This is a genomic window from Yersinia aldovae 670-83 (genome assembly GCF_000834395.1).
In the GTDB taxonomy this organism is placed as follows: domain Bacteria; phylum Pseudomonadota; class Gammaproteobacteria; order Enterobacterales; family Enterobacteriaceae; genus Yersinia; species Yersinia aldovae.
In genome coordinates this window covers 2727787-2746114 of record NZ_CP009781.1, presented here as the reverse complement: position 1 = coordinate 2746114, position 18328 = coordinate 2727787, and the positions used below count along the sequence as shown (strand labels likewise).

Sequence of the window (18328 nt, the reverse complement as noted above, 5' to 3'; positions counted from 1 at the left end):
AAACAGACAACCGCATTACTCTATTCCCGAATCTATTTCTGGTAGAAATAAGTGAGGGATTTATTATGCCAAGGATATTGATAAGCACCCAAGTAGCGTTAATTCTCTTAATTGCATGGTCGCCGTTAGCCATTGCCGATAATTCTAACAGTGGATGGTCTTATTTACATCCTGAAGACCAATATCAAAGTGAAACCGGAATAACAGATCATAGTGAATACATCATTCACAGAAGAATTGAACGGGATGCCGCCAGAATATTAAGCTGTACCTTCATCCCTGCATTGGCAATTTATAATTATATCACTCATAGCCATTGTGATCAGGCGGAGAAATTATGGCGTCAAATATCGCATTGGTTTTCTGATGATAACAAAGACAACGCAGTATTGATCATCGGCAACTCGCCATTACTTGAACCACAACCTTCCCTCCCCAAGAATAGGGATAACGAACCCCACCCGATCACGCTAACATTAAGTAAACTCAATACGCAGTTACATCATCAGGCACTGACATTACCCGCCACGGCACGATTCTGTAAAAAACCAATCGATAATATCCTCGCTGCGCGCTATCCACGTAGCCCGGATGATAATTGTCCGCAGTGGGTATCACGTATATTAGCTGACTTTACGACATTATTCGGTCATTCCGTGCAGAGCTGGACACCACAGCAACTACAGGATGTTATTACACGGATTGATGCACAACAGGCGACCGGCTATGCCGGTCGCGATCAAGCCACTGAGGATCATCTGGTCGGTGAAGTCAGGCAAGCCGTAGAACGGCTGGGTTTGGTTGAAACAATTCGGCAAATCACTCATGCATTGGAATATGCACGCTTAAATTATGCCACCTTTATTGAGCATAACCCCACGACAATTACCCCACCAGATGCGGCGCAGAGCCTGCCATTAGGTCTCTACTCACTCTCTCTGGAATCTTATCAGTATCCTGCCGTGTTACCTCCAGTACGTATTCGCGAGAACGGTGAATGGGTGGCTCGGCCCGATTTACATTTTGAAGTGGAGATACTGAATGAACCAAATGAGTCTGCCGTTGCTGACATCCTGGCGGCAGTCAGAGAGTGGAGTCAGACCGATTTTTTACAATATCTCCATCTAACCCCGCACGACGATGAGCAGATAAGGCGTACTCAGCTAGGCACTCTCTTTGCCATGCAAGCAACCAATTCTATTCTGCTCCACGCATTGGAGGAGCCTAACGACCACCTGTTCGTTGTGGTGAGATTGGCCGGAGAAATCATTCATGTATTATCTGCCGTAACTTATTCTATTAACGAAGAAATATATAATATTCATGCCGCGATTACCGCACCCTCTAATGTGCTAAATCCAGCAGCAGAAGGGAGTATTCGTGGTGCGGGTACCGTCGCAGGACATGAATTAGCCCATTATCTGAAAGAAAAGGGGGTGAAAGTAATACGAGCGGATGTTGTTTCCCAATCAGCGGCAAAAATTAGTATAAATTTCGGTGCTCAACATAATGAGCTTTGATATTTAGCTTTTCACATTACTTTTCAATATAAATAGGGAATATATGAAGATATTAAAAAACTTAATTATTAAAACAATATTAATTAATTCAATAATATCATTTTTTGCAGAAGCCAATGATACTGACATTGACCACACTAAACCAATGCAGAACTTTCACACTAATAAAGAATATATTGATTACATTAACAATAGAAAGGTCTGTTTATATTCAGATGATAAGTTAGAGGGTAATTCAAGATGTTTTTTCAATGGGGATAAAATAGATCTTTATGAAACAGATGACACCCTGATAGGGAATGATAAAACCTCATCAATTCATATTCCAGATGGAATGCTAGCCACCATATATAAAAATGACGATTATAGCCCACCATATTTTAACTTAACTGAATCAATCGGGCAGAGAGATCTAGCTTATTTATATATGGATAATGCAATCAGCAGTATTAGTGTTATTAATGCTCCTATAGAAGGTTGTAGTGAACGCTGCGTGATTTTAAAAAGAAGGCAATTGCCGTTATCAGATATCTTTACACGAAAATGGGATAATCTCAACTACGCCAGCAAACAGGTTTTATTGAGTTTTGATATTAATGACCAGAGTGATTTTATGGTGGAATTATCGTCAGGCTCCATAATTTGGTTTTCTAAAAGAGAAGTTATCATTTTTAATTCACATAATAATGAGCCATTGATATTTCGTGTTCAACCAGAGACAGATAGATTTTCCCTATTATTCCATCTTAATAGAAACAGTATCGCACTGGACTTTATGGAAAGCCGTGGCACCGAACAGATAGCCTTATCCCCCACTATAACGATGGCTAAAGCGCCCTTTGATCGCCCAATAGAAACCTCAGCCATCATTATTAATAACACCAGTAAGCATCCGCTGGTCATCGACCAAATCGTGATGGCAGCCAATAATGAAGATATTCAGTCTGTACACCACAGAAGCGAACGGGATACCGCCGGAACATTAGGCTGTACATTTATTCCCGCACTGGCGATTTATAATTACGTCACTCACAGCCGTTGCAATCAGGGCGATGAACTATGGCATAAGGTCAAACAATGGTTTTCTGATGAAAATAAAGATAAAGCAGTCTTAGTCGCAGGTGATTCAGCGTTACTTAAACCACAACCCCATTCGTCCGATAATAGTCGCGTGGCACTGACCTTAACTCAAATCCAAACTCAGCTCCATAATCAGGCACTCACGTTACCGGCCACTGCACAGTTTTGTAAAACATCGATGGAAAAGATCCTCGCCGAACGCTACCCCCGTGATGTAGATATGCACTGCTCGCTATGGGTATCCCGCATATTAGCGGACTTTACCTTGCTATTTGGTGATTCAATGCGCGACTGGACTATTGATGTTCTGCGTCGGGTATTACAACAAATTTATGAGAATGATACGACAGGTTACGCAGCTAGCGATCCGGCAGCAGAAAGCCGTCTGGTGAATGAAGTTCGGGAAGTGATACGTAACCTGGGGCAGGACGAGGCCATCCGTCAAATCTCTCAGGCATTCGAATATACGCGCTTAAATTACGCACGCTATCTGACACACAACCCCACCACGGCGGCAGCAACTCCCGCGGCTGCCCAGCGCTTGCCATTAGGAACCTATTCACTCTCATTAGCTTCTTATCATTACCCCACTGACCGGCCCGCGGTGCGGGTTCGTGAAAACGGCGAGTGGGTGACCCACCCCGATTTATATTTTGATGTCGATATCCTTGATACTACAATTCCGGGCCAGCCAGGGATTGATGGCCCTTTGATGGACGATGCCAGGGCAGCACTGACTGCCTGGTCTGATATTTATCATGCAGTTCCTGTGCATTACTACGCCACCACCAATGAATTCTGGTCAGAGTCTGACAGGACTCTTGATGCGGGGCGATCCAACAGTTATTTCCTGTATAGCGAATTGCTCGCTCCTGAGGAGGACTATGTATATGTGGCTGTCCGGCTACAAGGAGATATTGTCAGTATTCTGGCCGCCAGAAGAGATGAATCTTTCGAAAACAGCCATGAAAACTACCGTATTGCGTTTTTTGTCACTGACCCAAACTATGTACTGGAACCGGATAATGAAGGAAGTGTACGCGGTGCTGGAAGCGCAGCATTACACGGGTTGGCGCATTATCTACAACAACACGGGGTGAAAATGATACGTTCTCGTGTTATTTCTCAGCCCGCAGCCCGGGTAAGCACAAAACTTGGCTTTCATCATGATGAGTTTTGAGAGTATCCCACCTCGATATAAAGCGCTTTTCTGTGCTTTTTTCGTCGATAAACCCAACATTCACGCTAAATACCTAACACTATGAGAGTTTTCTCAATGGTATTCGCCGCTATTTTGCCGGATAACGATGGCAGGTAAATACCTGCTACTGTACTTAACGCTGGTTAATCATTTTTATTATTTACTATTGGGCGACGTTATCCACTTTTCGCCGAAATAGAATGCCATTTAAGGGAAATTCAATGAAAAAACGCATTCTGGTCACGGTGACCGCCATTTCTGTCGCGCTGACACTCTCCGCTTGTACCACCAATCCCTATACCGGCGAATCACAGGCTGGAAAATCCGGTTACGGTGCCGGCATCGGTGCGGCCTTAGGTGCAGGGATCGGCATGTTGTCATCATCCAAACACGACCGAGGCAAAGGGGCGTTAATTGGTGCAGCTGCCGGTGCCGCGTTGGGAGGTGGGGCGGGGTATTACATGGATGTGCAGGAAGCCAAACTGCGTGAAAAAATGAGTGGTACCGGTGTTAGCGTCACGCGTCAAGGCGACAATATCGTATTGAATATGCCCAATAATGTCACGTTTGATACCGATAGCAGCAACCTAAAACCGGCAGGTGCCAATACCTTAACTGGCGTGGCGATGGTGCTGAAAGAGTATGATAAAACCGCCGTCAATGTGACCGGCTATACCGATAGCACCGGTGCCAGAGCGCATAACATGACCCTTTCGCAACAGCGCGCCGATAGCGTAGGCAGTACGCTCATCGTACAGGGCGTGGCGGCTAACCGTATTCGCACCAGTGGCGCTGGGCCGGACAATCCGGTCGCAACTAACAGCACCGCCGCCGGTAAAGCGCAAAATCGCCGGGTTGAAATCACCTTAAGTCCGCTGTAACACCAGCAGCCTCTATGCGGATAATACTTTTGGTTTTATCCGCATTCTCTTCATGGTGACAACCTTCCGGTCATCATAATTATTCCAGCTTGATACGATAAGTGCAGCGACGGGAGCCGGATAATATATGCTCCACACGCTCGACGGGCACCCCTAGTACCTGCTGAAACACCGCTAACTCCGCTCGGCAAAAACCCTGACAATGAGTGGCCGCCGCGCAAATCGGGCAATGATTTTCAATTAATAACAACGATCCGTCGGCTTCCACCTGTGATTCTGCCATGTACCCTTCACGACTACGGATAGCCACCAACCGCTCGACTCGCTCCGCGACATTGCTGATTCCCACCATCGCCTGACAATATTGGCTGCACGTTTCCTGTTCACGGCTATCGATCAGCGCATCCAAAGCACTCTCCCCCAATTGCGTGCGGATTAAACGCAACAGTTGCACGGTCAGTTCACCGTGCGCATCAGGAAAACGTACGTTACCGGCCTCGGTTAATCGCCATAGCTGAATCGGCCTGCCCACCCCGCGCGTTTGCGCCTCAGACACTACCAAGCCCTCTTTCGCCAGTTTAACAAACTGCTGGCGCGCCGCTTCGCCGGTGGTACCAAGGATATTTCCGGCATCACTCGCTTGCAGTGGGCCACGGGTTTTGAGCAGCATCAGCAGGCGTTCACCGACAGATTGCGGCTGACTGGTAGTATGGTCGGTATTCATATCTTCCCCGGCGTTATTGATGCGTTTTATCTCTGGTCAATGACGGTTCGCTCTCTATTTTCCAAGCATATGCTTGACTTATTATTGCTGACTGGCCTAAGTTATTCCAAGAATTAACTTGTTTAACTTTATCGTAACAATGAAACTAACTCAACAACCAGACTTCTGGCAGGAAAGAAACGTGATAATAAATGATGCAAGCCGTTGGCGTGACCTGTTTTCCGGTAAAAATGCGGCTTTTGCGATCGCACTATCCGGTGGCGTAGTGTTACATGCGATCAATATCTATATTGCTACGACCATTCTGCCTTCGGTGGTGTTGGATATCGGTGGGCTGAATCTGTACGCCTGGAACACCACATTATTTGTCACAGCATCCATTCTCGGCTCCGCCCTTTCCGCCCGTTTACTCAGTGGTTACGGCCCGCGCAGCGCCTATCTTGTGGCTTCATTAGCTTTTATGTTAGGCAGCGCCCTGTGTGCGCTGGCACCGAATATGCCGCTGATGTTGGTGGGCCGAACCGTTCAGGGATTAGGCGGCGGTTTCCTGTTTGCGCTTTCTTACGCCATGATTAATCTGGTTTTCCCGCAATCGCTATGGCCGCGAGCAATGGCGCTCATCTCCGGCATGTGGGGGGTTGCCACGCTGATTGGCCCGGCAATTGGCGGGATTTTTGCTGAATTGGATGCCTGGCGCTTCGCTTTTTGGACATTACTGCCCATCACACTGATTTATGCCATTTTTACCTGGCGCATTCTGCCAGCGGGCCGCGCCAGCACTGCCACGACCGCCACTCTGCCAGTGACGCAATTAGTGCTGCTGACGGCAATTGTGCTGACCATCTCAGCCAGCAGCATTGCCAATAGTGGGCTGACCAATATCGCGGGGATGGTGGTGGCAGCCCTGCTGCTGCTGCTGTTATTGCGTATCGAGTCCCGCGCCACCTCGCGTTTACTGCCAAGAGATGCCCTGCGCCTCAACTCCCCTCTGGCGGCACTTTATATCACTATTTCATTATTGGTGATCGGTATGACCAGTGAGATTTTTGTGCCTTATTTCTTGCAAACCCTGCACGGCCAATCACCGTTGATTTCCGGTTATATTGCTGCCGCTATGGCTGCGGGCTGGACAATATCTGAAGTAATGAGTGCCGGTTGGAAAAAAGCGGGTATTCGCTGGGCGATTATCAGCGGCCCCATCATTGTATTAGTGGGATTAGTGGTGCTGTCTATGCTGATGCCAGCAGGATCAGTCGGCGGTTGGGCACATATGGCCCCGATCGCAATCGCACTGACATTGGTGGGTTTTGGTATCGGTTTCGGCTGGCCACACTTGTTGACGCGCATTTTGCAAGTTGCTGCGGAAGAAGATAAGGATATCGCCGGTGCCTCAATTACGACGGTGCAGATGTTTGCCACCGCAGTAGGCGCAGCACTGGCAGGCATGGTCGCGAACCTGTCTGGCCTGAATGACCCCGGCGGTGTCATTGGCGCAGAGAATACAGCCCACTGGCTGTTTACCCTGTATGCCATTGCGCCAGCTCTCGCCATCATTACCGCGCTACGTTGTGCTGCTATCCGCTCAGAATCGGCTGTGGTTAACAGCAGAACCCGCAGCGACGCGCTATAAAACACGGCGGCCAACCTGCCAAAGTGAGTTGGCTTTTCATGCGCCATCACATGATGGTGCAGATTAGTGCTTGATCCCGCATTGGTATTCGCTGGTATGCTGGCTTTAAATCTTAATCTTATTTACCCAAAGTCATTGAGGTTGCAATGAAGCCATCTATTGTTCTGTACAAAAGTATTCCTACCGATCTGCATCAGCGTTTAGAACAACATTTCACCGTAAACAGCTTTGAGGGTTTAACACCGGATAATCAGTCGGAGCTATTGACTGCGCTGCAACAAGCGGAGGGGCTTATCGGTTCTGGTGGAAAAATCGATCACGACTTTTTACAGCTCATACCGCGTTTACGTGCCGTTTCAACCATTTCTGTCGGTTATGACAACGTTGATGTTGATGCCCTAAACCAACGTGGCGTACTGCTGATGCATACCCCAACCGCGCTGACGGAAACCGTCGCTGACACCCTGATGGCGCTGGTACTCTCTTGCGCACGTCGGGTCGTAGAATTAGCCGAGCGCGTAAAAGCCGGTGAGTGGCAGGATAGCATTGGAGATGACTGGTATGGCGTTGATGTTCATCATAAAACCATCGGTATCCTTGGTATGGGCCGGATTGGATTGGCACTGGCGCAACGCGCACATTTTGGTTTCAACATGCCAGTATTGTACACCAGCCGCCGGCCACACGAAGAAGCAGAAAAGCGCTTTGGTGCGCGCCATTGTTCATTGGATACCTTATTGGAGGAAGTGGATTTCCTTTGTATCACCCTGCCACTGACCAAGCAGACTTACCATATGATTGGCCGTGACCAATTAGCTAAAATGAAATCCAGTGCAATTCTGATTAATGCTGGCCGTGGGCCGGTGGTGGATGAGCAAGCGCTGATTGCTGCACTGCAAGATGGCACGATCCACGCCGCCGGGTTAGATGTGTTTGAGCAAGAACCGCTGGCGGTAGATTCACCATTACTCAAGTTACGCAATGTGGTTGCCGTGCCTCATATTGGCTCCGCCACGCGTGAAACCCGTTACAACATGGCAGCCAGTGCCGTGAATAACCTGATTGCCGCACTGACCGGCACCGTCACTGAAAACTGCGTGAATCCACAGGTGTTGAAGCAAGTTTAAACACATCCACGGGCCTGATCGCAGGCTAAAACCCCGCCACCGCAGCCCTCCTCCCTATAGCGGGGGTGTACTGCTTCTTGAGTCAGCCCGAACCCAACAGGCACGCCCTTTAGCGGGCAAAATGCCACCGTTTATTTTGCGCTATTCTATGGTGATGAAAGTGGTCGAGAGTTCGCCCCACCGGATCAGACTCCCCGTAAGAAACCCGCTCGGATATGAACTGGAACGAACTAACAGGAGAAAAAGGCGCACTGTTGACGCATTGGCAGAAAGTGAGCCAATTCAGCGACCATCACCCGGCGATCGGTTCAGGCATTCAAAACACTCAGCAACACACTGATTAATATGCCTTTACCCGTCCGTATCCAGCAGATAAAATAGTGGCAATTTGGGGTGGGGACAAAAAAGAGTAGCGCAGTGCATTATCCCGCAATAGTGTTTACTGTCGCTATTTTCACACGAAAGGAAGAAAAACTTCCGCATTGCGTCCGCTTTTATCTGCGAGTATGGTGCTTGTTCACTTACGGATAACAATAAATTTTCATTTATGAAGTTTTCACTTTTCGGCGATAAATTCACCCGCTACGCGGGTATTACCAGACTGATGGATGACCTCAACGATGGCCTGAGAACACCAGGCTCCATCATGCTTGGTGGTGGCAACCCGGCCCATATTCCAGAGATGGATGCCTACTTCCAGCAATTGTGTCAGGAGATGCTGGAACGCGGCCAATTGACCGAGGCATTGTGTAATTATGACGGGCCACAAGGTAAGGATTTACTGCTAAAATCGCTGGCAAAAATGCTGCGCGACGAGCTGGGTTGGCAAATTGAGCCACAGAATATTGCACTGACAAACGGTAGTCAGAGCGCATTTTTCTACTTATTTAACTTATTCGCTGGCCGGTACGCTGATGGCACCCGCCGTCGAGTGCTATTCCCACTGGCACCAGAGTATCTCGGTTATGCCGATGCCGGGCTGGACGAAGATTTATTTGTTTCTGCCAAACCGAATATCGAATTACTGCCAGAAGGGCAATTCAAATATCACGTCGATTTTGAACACCTCAACATTAGCGATGATATTGGCCTGATATGTGTATCGCGGCCGACCAACCCGACCGGCAATGTGATTACCGACGAAGAGCTAATTCGCCTTGATGCTATCGCCCAGCAGCATGACATTCCGCTATTAATTGATAATGCTTATGGCGTGCCGTTCCCTGGCATTATCTTTTCCGATGCAACACCGTTGTGGAATCCGAATATCATTCTGTGCATGAGCTTGTCGAAACTGGGTCTGCCGGGTTCGCGCTGCGGAATTGTGATTGCCGATGAGAAAGTGATTTCGGCTATCACCAATATGAATGGCATTATCAGCTTATCACCGGGCAGCATGGGGCCAGCGATTGCCGCCGAAATGATTGAGCGCGGTGATTTATTGCGATTATCCAACGAGGTTATCCGGCCATTCTATTTTGAGCGGGTACAGCAAACTATCGCTATTCTGCGCAAATACTTGCCACCAGAACGTTGCCTGATCCACAAACCGGAAGGGGCGATATTCCTCTGGCTGTGGTTTAAAGATTTGCCAATCAGCACCGAGCTGTTGTATCAACGCCTGAAAAAACGCGGCGTGTTGATGGTGCCGGGCCACTATTTCTTCCCCGGTTTGGGTTATGACTGGCCGCATACCCATCAATGTATGCGGATGAACTATGTTCCCGCACCAGAGCAGATCGAAAAAGGTGTGGCGATTCTGGCCGAAGAGATTGAGTTGGCATTTCAGGAAGCAAAGTGATTTTCTAACGAAATAAAACCATACCCAAAGGCATTGGAGTTGCAGGTAGGCAGCCAGCAAACACATCCCGATGAGCTTACACAAGTAAGTGATTCGGGTGGGTGCGTGCAGCTAACACCCCTGCAACTTCAAGGACGAAGGGGAGCTACAGTGTCCAAAACAGCACGGCGAGTATCTGCGGCGACATGATTCGTAAGAACATTGCCAGCGGGTAAACCGTGGCATAAGAGAGTGCCGCCGCGCCACTGGTTGGGTGTAAACCATTAGCAAAAGCCAATGCCGGTGGATCAGTCATTGAACCGGCTAACATGCCGCACAGTGTCAGATAGTTCATTTTGGCCAACATGCGCGCCAGAATCCCCACCGTCAGCAACGGGATACCGGTAATCATTGCCCCGTAACCAATCCATGCCAGCCCATCGCCGTTAACCAGCGTATTGATAAAATCACCGCCAGACTTCAGCCCAACCACTGATAAGAACAGCACAATCCCCAATTCACGCAACGCCAGGTTAGCACTCGGCGGCATAAACCAATACAGCTTACCGATACTGCCGATACGGCCAAGAATAAGTGCGACCACCAGTGGGCCACCGGCAAGCCCGAGCCGTAATGCCGCCGGAAACCCCGGAATAAACAAGGGAATTGACCCTAACAACACCCCCAGACCGACACCAATAAAGACCGGCAGCATCTGAACTTGTTGTAGTTTCTGATGTGCGTTTCCCACAACAGCAGAAACAGCCTCAATAGCTTCCGGACGACCGACCAGATTTAGAATGTCACCGAATTGCAGGCTGGCGCTGTTACTGGCTACCAGCTCGATACCCGCTCGGTTAAGTCGAGTGATCGCCACGTCATACTTCTGTTTCAGATTAAGATCGCGGATTTTTTTACCTAATACCGCTTCGTTGGTCACCACCACACGGGCGGTTTGTAATGCCGTGCCGGAGGTCGACAAGGTGACATCCACCTCTTCCCCCACCACCAGTCGCACTTTCTCCAAGGCTTCGCGCTGCCCGACTAAATGCAGATAGTCACCCAGTTCAATCACGGTGGCCGACAACGGCACCATCAGCAAGTCACCGCGCTTCAAGCGGGAACAGACCACTTCATCACTGTTTAGCAGCGGCACATCCTGCATCGATAATCCATGCAGATTGGGGTTACGTACCGCCACATTCATGGTTTGCAGCAACTCACGGTTCTGCCCATGACTGCTATCAAACTCTTTCGCTTCACGATCAACGTTGATTTTAAAGAATAAACGGATCAGCCACATTACCAGCAAAATACCGCAAATGCCGAATGGATAGGCCATCGCGTAGCCCATCCCCATCTGGCTGACCAACTGGGGTGGCGAACCTAAATCGGTCAAAATTTGCTGTGCCGCCCCCAGCGCCGGTGTATTGGTAACCGCACCTGAGAACACGCCCAAAATAATCGGCAGCGGCACGGCAAATAATTTATGAATAATTGCCGTCACCAACCCACCGACAATCACCATCAAAATAGCAAAGCAATTAAGCCGCAACCCCGATACCCGCAGTGAGGAGAAGAACCCCGGCCCGACTTGAATCCCTATCGTGTAAACAAACAGAATCAGGCCAAATTCCTGAATGAAATGCAGCATATCTCCGTTAAGAACAACGTCATAGGTTTGTGCAAAATGGCCCACAATAATGCCGCCAAATAGCACCCCGCCGATACCTAACCCCACACCATATATCTTCCAATTACCGATCCATAACCCCAATACGGCGACCAGCGCCAACATACTGACGGTGAGGGCGATAGCACTCATAGATCACTTCCTTGCCCAAGTTTAAAAACCGGTCGGTCACATATGTTGCTACAAAAACCATACGTTACGAAATTCACATGTGGCCTTAAATTCTTACAATTAGTAGGGATTCTGTCAGAAGGAGAGGCGGTTGAATGTGGGATACACCACAAAATGCACCGGAGAGTGGGAAAACTCTCCGGTGAAAAAATAAACACGGAAAAGTTTAATACTAATAAGGACAAAACAAGGAGAGGGGGATTCGTTACCGGCACCTCAGGCAGAGGCACCGGTCATCATAATTACTGCTGTTCTGTGTGCTCGGTTGCGGCCGGGCTATCCAATACCTGACGCTCCGCAGGTGCTGCATTACCGATAGTAATACGCTGAGGTTGCAGTGCCTCCGGCACCTGGCGCAGCAGATCAATGTGCAGCAAACCATTGTCAAACTGAGCATTATCGACATTCAGATGCTCCGCCAGCGTAAAGGTCAGTGAGAACTCTTTACGTACCAAGCCTTGGTGCAGGTATTCAACCTGTCTTTCTACTGGTGCAGGCTTACCGCGCACCGTCAGACGTGGGCCTTCCACTTCGATGTCCAGCTCGCTCTGTTTAAAACCGGCTAATGCCAGTGAGATGCGATAGTGGTTATCATCAGTTTTCTCAATATTATATGGCGGGAACCCTTGAGGCTCCTGACCGCCTTGCATTGAACTGGCCAGTTTATCAAAACCAATCCACTGACGAAGTAAAGGTGACAAATCATAATTACGCATAAATATAACTCCTTCCAGGAAGCGAGATAATAGAAAGCCGATCAGCCCCCGATTACGGCAAGCTTGGCTCAGTTATTAATAATGTGACTCGATCACATTATTGAAAAACATTTATTAACCTGATTATTTAATCTCAATACGCCGTGGTTTCATACTTTCAGGCACCAGCCGCTCGAGATCGATATACAGTAAGCCATTCACTAAGTTGGCCCCTTTAATTTTGATATGTTCAGCCAACTGGAATTTACGCTCAAAATTACGTTCGGCGATACCTTGATATAAATAAGTCCGTTGTACAGGTTCACCTGCACGAGAACCACGAATAATCAACAAGTTATCCTGGGTGACTATCTCCAGTTCTTGTTCTGCAAAGCCCGCCACCGCGATCGCAATGCGGTAGTTATTTTCGTCGACCAACTCGACATTATAGGGAGGATAACCGCCATTACTCTGGTTCTGGCCGGATTCTAATAGATTGAACAACCGGTCGAAACCGATAGCTGAGCGATACAATGGAGCAAGCTCGGAATTACGCATAAAAATTGCCTCCTAAATATATTAGCAAGGATGTTGTCATATTTTGTATTAAGCCTTCCACTCTGGACAGGCTGTTGGTCTGAATACCCTGTCGGCATATTCTCTCTGACCTGATAATAAAATGAGGTCGGTAATCTTCTTTTCAAGAGCAAAATCAAAAAAAGTTCACAAGAAAAATCTTAATAAGAAGTTTATTAATTTCATTATTCGATAAATGCGCTGCTATAACTTACACTTAGATAAATTTACCTCACAAGACTGAATCTTTCACCATAGGAACTGTCTGTAAGGTTGTGTAAAATCATGTCAAAACCTGGCATAGATGGTGGGTTGAAAGTTGTAACCTGTAACTCCCCGGTATAATGAGAGCTGAAAAGAACAATGAAAAATACAGTTATCCCTTTTGTTACCGGTTTTTCATTGCTGTTCGTTAGTGGTTGTTCAAGTATCATGACCCACACCAGCAGCAGTCAGGGTTATTACTCCGGCACTGAAGCCAATGTCGCCATGCTTAAAGATGACAATACCGGCTGGGCACTGCGCCCCTTGCTGGCGGTAGATTTGCCGTTATCCGCAGTGATGGACACCCTGTTACTGCCGTATGATTACTTGCGCTCGGACAGTGAGGATAAAATGGCCAGTTCCCCGCGTGAACGCATCCGCCAGTCGGAAGCACAAAATCAGCAGGCGGCACAGACGGTCAGCGCACCGATACAGTAAACCACCGCCCCACCAGCCTCTATAAGCATAACCTTAAGGGGCTAGCACACATTCACAGTGAAGATTTGCACCAAGCCATCTATTTCTCGCATAAATGCTACTTTATTACCATCGGGTGAGAACACGACCGCATCGGCCAACGGCGTAGCGACACTACGGGCCGTCAGGCGGTGCAATTGACCGGAGCGGCTATCACATAGCATCACACTGTTATCACACACAAATGCCAGGCAATCCCCCTGTGGCCGCCAGCTAAACGCAGATTGAATCCCCCCCTGGCACGATGTGAGCTGTCGCGGCTCGCCACCATTGGGGGAAACCAACCATAGCTGCGCTATTCCGTTATCGTCTTTCATCAAGCAGGCAATGGCGCTGCCATCCGGCGATGAGCGTAACCAATGGCGCGGGTGGGTCGTGAGGCCAGGAAAACGCCGTTCGGCGGTGTAGGTTATCCGCCGCTGAGTTACTCCCGTAGGTGGCGCAGGCAGTGTGGTTTCTGTTCCTTGCAGTGGTTTTTCACCTGCTCGGGCGTAGTCTCTGTCATGTTCGGGCAAATCAACAATAAAGATTTCCGGGACTTTCTCACCCTGCGCTGAGAGGGTGTCACCGATAAATGCCAATGCCCAACGCTGGTGGGTACCGTCTGCTTTCAGATAGCCTTGCGATCCAACCCACCCTTCTTCATAAGCGCGGTTTATCTGGTCAGTTCCAGCCTGAGGTGTCGGTGTGGTACTGCTGACCAAAACACAAAAGTGGCTGCCATTATATTCACGCGGATGTTGTTTTGGCGGATTGACACCATGCAGAGGCAGGGCTACACCGACATTGCGGCAATCCAACTCCGGATCTCGCTCGTGTAGCACATGGTCGTTATAGGTAAAGCTAAGGCGACTACCATCGGGGCTAAAAACATGCACATGGCTACCACCACGCAATGCGCCGGAAGTATAGGGCGGGCTGATATCCATCGCATCCAACGTGACGGCCAGTTCTCTGTCTGGTTCAGTGACAATCACACCTCGCCGGTGATGGAAATCATAATGCCAGTGGCTATCCGGGTGTTCTGGCCCGTGAATAAACACATAGCGCGCTGGCATATCAGGGCTAACGGTCACCACGCCAACATGAGCGCCATGCTGAGCGCGATAAATAACCTCAATCTCACCGGTTATGCAATTCACCCGCTCAATCGTTAATCCACTAAACGTACTGCCATTAGGCCGTACATCATAAGCCAGCCATTGGCTGTCCGGCGTCCAGACATTGATGTTGGTAAGCTGATGACTTCTGGGATCAAAGGTGAGTTGCTGCTCCTGTGTGAAATCGTGTTTTTGCATGTTCATGCTATCAACTCTTTTATGTTAGGTTGCAATAACGTTTTTTTGCTAAATCTGTATGTCATTATGGCATACAGATTCCCTGAGGGCTGCCCGCAGTTTGTTGCAAGTAATCTATTGAAAAATAAAACTATAAAGGAACCAAGATGACCACCTTATTCGATGCGATTAAAGAAGCTCACCAAGTATTACGCCCACAAGTGAGAGTAACGCCACTGGAATACAGCCCGTTGCTATCACAACACAGTGGCTGCGAGATCTATCTCAAGTGTGAGCACTTACAACACACCGGTTCTTTTAAGTTTCGCGGAGCCAGTAACAAGCTGCGTTTATTAACCGATGAACAGCGCCAAAAAGGGGTTATCACGGCCTCTACCGGTAACCACGGGCAGGCGATGGCGCTAGCGGGGAAACTGGCTGGGGTGAAATCCACCATTTATGCACCAGAGCAGGCGGCAGCTATCAAATTGGACGTTATTCGTGCACTGGGTGGAGATATTGAGCTGATACCCGGGGATGCCTTAAATGCGGAACTTGCTGCCAGTACTGCGGCGGATCAGCAGGGAAAAGTTTATATTTCCCCTTATAACGATCAACAGGTTATTGCTGGGCAAGGCACCTGTGGCATGGAGATAGTTGAGCAGCAACCGGATCTCGATGCTGTATTTGTGGCAGTCGGTGGCGGTGGCCTGATTTCCGGAGTTGCGACGGTTTTGAAGACGTTATCGGATAAAACAAAAGTGATTGGTTGCTGGCCTGCCAATGCCACCAGTATGTACACCTGCCTGCAAAATGGTCAAATTCAGGAAGTGGCTGAACAAGAAACCCTGTCCGACGGTACTGCCGGTGGTGTTGAACCCGGCGCGATTACCTTCGCGCTTTGCCAGACGTTAATCGACCAAAAAGTGTTGGTAAGCGAGCAGGAAATCAAAGATGCCATGCGCTTGATTGCCCGCACTGACCGCTGGATGATTGAAGGTGCCGCCGGCGTAGCCTTAGCGGCAGCGCTGAAATTAGCCCCCGATTGGCAAGGTAAGAAGGTCGCGGTGGTGCTGTGTGGTAAAAATATCGTATTGGAGAAATATCTGGGAGCCATCAGCGAATGCTAATCCTGAATAAACAACAGATTCTCGACAAATTCGATGCAGATGCCATCACCTTGCTGCTCAAAGAGGGCTTTATTGCCTATAGCCAGCAGCAAGTGCAAATGCCCCCAGTGCAACATTTGCTGTTTGAGCAAGCCAACGGCGATTGCTGTATTAAAAGTGGCTATTTGCAGGGTGATAACCAGTTTGTAGTGAAGGTTTCAGGCGGTTTTTATGATAACCCAGCCCAAGGGCTAGCCAGCAACCAAGGGCTGATGATGGCCTTTTCCGCCCTTACCGGCGAGGCTCAAGCGATATTGCTCGATGAGGGGTGGCTAACAGCTTTGCGTACTGCACTGGCCGGGCGTATCGTTGCCGAACTTTGCGCACCACAACATATCAACGCCATCGGTATCATCGGTACCGGTATGCAGGCACGGTTACACCTGATGTATCTGAAAAGTGTGATTTCATGCCGCCAGCTATGGGTTTGGGGGCGCAGTGAAACCGCATTAGAAGAATACCGCCAATATGCTGAAGAGGAAGGTTTTGAAGTCAATACCACCTTGGATGCTGCGGAGTTAGGCCGTCACTGCCAGTTTATTGTCACCACCACCCCTAGCAGGGAGGCTATTTTGCATGCTGCTGATATCCAGCCCGGCACTCACATTACCGCCGTCGGAGCTGATGGTGCAGGTAAACACGAACTGGCACCGGAGCTGGTGGCAAAAGCGGATAAAATTTTGGTAGATTCATGGGCGCAATGTACTGAATTTGGTGAAATTTCATCCGCATTTCAACAGCGGCTATTAGCGCATCACTCCTTAATCGAGATGGGTACAGCTTTAGCTCAGGGCGTACCTTTCAGAGACAATGATCAGCAGATTACCTTAGCGGATTTAACCGGATTAGGGATTCAGGATGTGCAAATAGTGAAAGGGATTCTGGGGTGATAAAAGAGAGGGTAGGCTTTTAGATTCTCTCTGTTGACCTTGAGCGCAATCAGGAATATTGCCGACAAAGTTTACAGGCCGCATGGACGCGGCGAAAGGTGCTGTCGAGCTGGGAGCGAGTCAGCACCGGTTCGATTAGCCGGTACGGAGGGTATGGCGAAGCCACAATATTTCGTGCAAGCCACAGGTGCAGGAGGGCCGGCCAGCCCTCTTGCTCGGTTGAGGCATCGGAAGTAAGCTGAGCGCCGATCTCATATCAACCGAGCCAAGCACCTAATTTGTAATAGAGCAGACCCAATCAAAACTCAGAGCACATACTTCTCAATAGCCATTGCCACACCATCTTCACTATTAGTACCGGTGACAAACTGCGCGATCTCTTTCAATTCAGGGATAGCATTCCCCATCGCAACCCCCACTCCGGCATAGTTAACCATCGCAATATCATTACCCTGATCACCCAGAGCCATAACATTTTCCTGCGCGATACCTAGATAGTCTGCCAACATTTTTACACCAGTGCCTTTATCAACCCGTTTACTCAGGATTTCAAGATAATATGGCGCACTTTTCATGATGGTGAAGCGCTCAAAAGCCTCTGCTGGCATCATTGCTAAGGCGCGATCCAGTTTTTCTGGCTCATCAATCATCATCACTTTCGGGAAACGTAAGGTAGGGTCCATCTCTTCTATTGCACGATATTTCAATGGAATACCGGTCAATAGCACTTCATGCAGCGTATATTTGCTAATGTCTTTGTTGGCGGTATACAACGTATCAAAATCAAAAGCCTGGAAGCTAACATCCATTTCGCGCGATAAAGCCTCGAAATAGAGATAATCATCAAAACTGAGGGTTTCCTGCAAAATACATTCACCAGAGGCCGCTTTTTGCACTAATGCACCGTTATTACTGATGCAATAATCGCCACTGTTTTCCATATTCAATTCACGTAAATAACGTTGAACCCCAATATAAGGCCGACCCGTGGCTAACACCACGCAAACACCTTTGGCCCGAGCAGCATCAATGGCTTGCTTTACCCGTGGAGTGATTTCATGCTGTGAATTCAGCAACGTGCCATCCATATCGATAGCGATTAATTCAATAGCCATAGGGTCCTCTGATTTATTTAACTAATACCTCATGCTAACGCGATTCAGCGCCCAAATA

15 protein-coding genes and 1 pseudogene are annotated in these 18328 nt (G+C 48.6%); 10 read left to right on the top strand and 6 right to left on the bottom strand.

Features of this window, described 5'->3' with window-relative positions; translation table 11 throughout:
* The first annotated feature begins 65 nt into the window (after nucleotides 1-65).
* From AT01_RS12495 to AT01_RS12485, 3 genes are all read left to right on the top strand, one after another.
* Nucleotides 66-1520: a hypothetical protein gene (locus AT01_RS12495; protein ID WP_042547377.1), complete on the top strand. Its 1455-nt coding sequence runs from the start codon at nucleotides 66-68 to the stop codon at nucleotides 1518-1520.
* Between the two features lie 43 nt (nucleotides 1521-1563).
* Nucleotides 1564-3780, top strand: coding sequence for a GNAT family N-acetyltransferase (locus AT01_RS12490; protein ID WP_235427134.1), 2217 nt, complete (start codon nucleotides 1564-1566; stop codon nucleotides 3778-3780).
* Between the two features lie 242 nt (nucleotides 3781-4022).
* On the top strand, nucleotides 4023-4682 hold the full coding sequence (locus AT01_RS12485) for an OmpA family lipoprotein (protein WP_042547376.1): 660 nt from the start codon (nucleotides 4023-4025) through the stop codon (nucleotides 4680-4682).
* A 79-nt stretch (nucleotides 4683-4761) separates the two neighbouring features.
* On the opposite strand, the gene AT01_RS12480 is transcribed toward AT01_RS12485, so the two are convergent.
* Entirely contained in the window at nucleotides 4762-5406 is a 645-nt protein-coding gene (locus tag AT01_RS12480) for a helix-turn-helix transcriptional regulator (RefSeq protein WP_004699511.1), read from the bottom strand.
* A 187-nt stretch (nucleotides 5407-5593) separates the two neighbouring features.
* Here AT01_RS12480 and AT01_RS12475 point away from each other — a divergent pair, with 187 nt between their 5' ends.
* From AT01_RS12475 to AT01_RS12465, 4 genes and pseudogenes are all read left to right on the top strand, one after another.
* On the top strand, nucleotides 5594-7036 hold the full coding sequence (locus tag AT01_RS12475) for an MFS transporter (RefSeq protein ID WP_042548609.1): 1443 nt from the start codon (nucleotides 5594-5596) through the stop codon (nucleotides 7034-7036).
* A 146-nt stretch (nucleotides 7037-7182) separates the two neighbouring features.
* Nucleotides 7183-8163, top strand: a complete 981-nt coding sequence (gene ghrB / locus AT01_RS12470) for a glyoxylate/hydroxypyruvate reductase GhrB (RefSeq protein WP_042547375.1) — start codon at nucleotides 7183-7185, stop codon at nucleotides 8161-8163.
* Between the two features lie 141 nt (nucleotides 8164-8304).
* Nucleotides 8305-8576: pseudogene (locus AT01_RS20855) on the top strand (alpha-amylase); the annotation flags it as partial.
* 134 nt (nucleotides 8577-8710) lie between these two features.
* On the top strand, nucleotides 8711-9964 hold the full coding sequence (locus AT01_RS12465; RefSeq protein ID WP_042547374.1) for a valine--pyruvate transaminase: 1254 nt from the start codon (nucleotides 8711-8713) through the stop codon (nucleotides 9962-9964).
* A 145-nt stretch (nucleotides 9965-10109) separates the two neighbouring features.
* Here the strand turns inward: AT01_RS12465 and AT01_RS12460 are convergent, their stop codons facing one another.
* The 3 genes from AT01_RS12460 to ibpA all read right to left on the bottom strand — a co-directional run bounded on the left by AT01_RS12460 (nucleotide 10110) and on the right by ibpA (nucleotide 13060).
* Nucleotides 10110-11768 carry a putative transporter gene (locus AT01_RS12460; RefSeq protein ID WP_042547373.1) on the bottom strand — a complete coding sequence of 553 codons (1659 nt, stop codon included), beginning with the start codon at nucleotides 11766-11768 and terminating at the stop codon, nucleotides 10110-10112.
* A gap of 281 nt (nucleotides 11769-12049) precedes the next feature.
* On the bottom strand, nucleotides 12050-12523 hold the full coding sequence (ibpB, locus tag AT01_RS12455) for a small heat shock chaperone IbpB (RefSeq protein WP_042547372.1): 474 nt from the start codon (nucleotides 12521-12523) through the stop codon (nucleotides 12050-12052).
* A 123-nt stretch (nucleotides 12524-12646) separates the two neighbouring features.
* Nucleotides 12647-13060: a small heat shock chaperone IbpA gene (gene ibpA, locus AT01_RS12450; RefSeq protein WP_042547371.1), complete on the bottom strand. Its 414-nt coding sequence runs from the start codon at nucleotides 13058-13060 to the stop codon at nucleotides 12647-12649.
* Nucleotides 13061-13441: 381 nt separating this feature from the next.
* Between ibpA and AT01_RS12445 the strand changes: the two genes are divergently transcribed.
* Nucleotides 13442-13780, top strand: coding sequence for a YceK/YidQ family lipoprotein (locus tag AT01_RS12445; protein WP_042547370.1), 339 nt, complete (start codon nucleotides 13442-13444; stop codon nucleotides 13778-13780).
* Nucleotides 13781-13821: 41 nt separating this feature from the next.
* Here the strand turns inward: AT01_RS12445 and AT01_RS12440 are convergent, their stop codons facing one another.
* Nucleotides 13822-15123, bottom strand: a complete 1302-nt coding sequence (locus AT01_RS12440) for a DUF3748 domain-containing protein (protein ID WP_042547369.1) — start codon at nucleotides 15121-15123, stop codon at nucleotides 13822-13824.
* Nucleotides 15124-15263: 140 nt separating this feature from the next.
* Here AT01_RS12440 and AT01_RS12435 point away from each other — a divergent pair, with 140 nt between their 5' ends.
* A complete protein-coding gene (locus AT01_RS12435) occupies nucleotides 15264-16226 on the top strand; it encodes a threonine/serine dehydratase (RefSeq protein ID WP_042547368.1) in 963 nt (320 codons plus the stop codon).
* Nucleotides 16220-17155 carry an ornithine cyclodeaminase family protein gene (locus AT01_RS12430; RefSeq protein WP_042547367.1) on the top strand — a complete coding sequence of 312 codons (936 nt, stop codon included), beginning with the start codon at nucleotides 16220-16222 and terminating at the stop codon, nucleotides 17153-17155. Before AT01_RS12435 ends, AT01_RS12430 begins: the two co-directional genes overlap by 7 nt.
* 305 nt (nucleotides 17156-17460) lie before the next feature.
* Here the strand turns inward: AT01_RS12430 and yidA are convergent, their stop codons facing one another.
* On the bottom strand, nucleotides 17461-18270 hold the full coding sequence (yidA, locus tag AT01_RS12425; RefSeq protein ID WP_004703906.1) for a sugar-phosphatase: 810 nt from the start codon (nucleotides 18268-18270) through the stop codon (nucleotides 17461-17463).
* Nucleotides 18271-18328 lie beyond the last annotated feature (58 nt).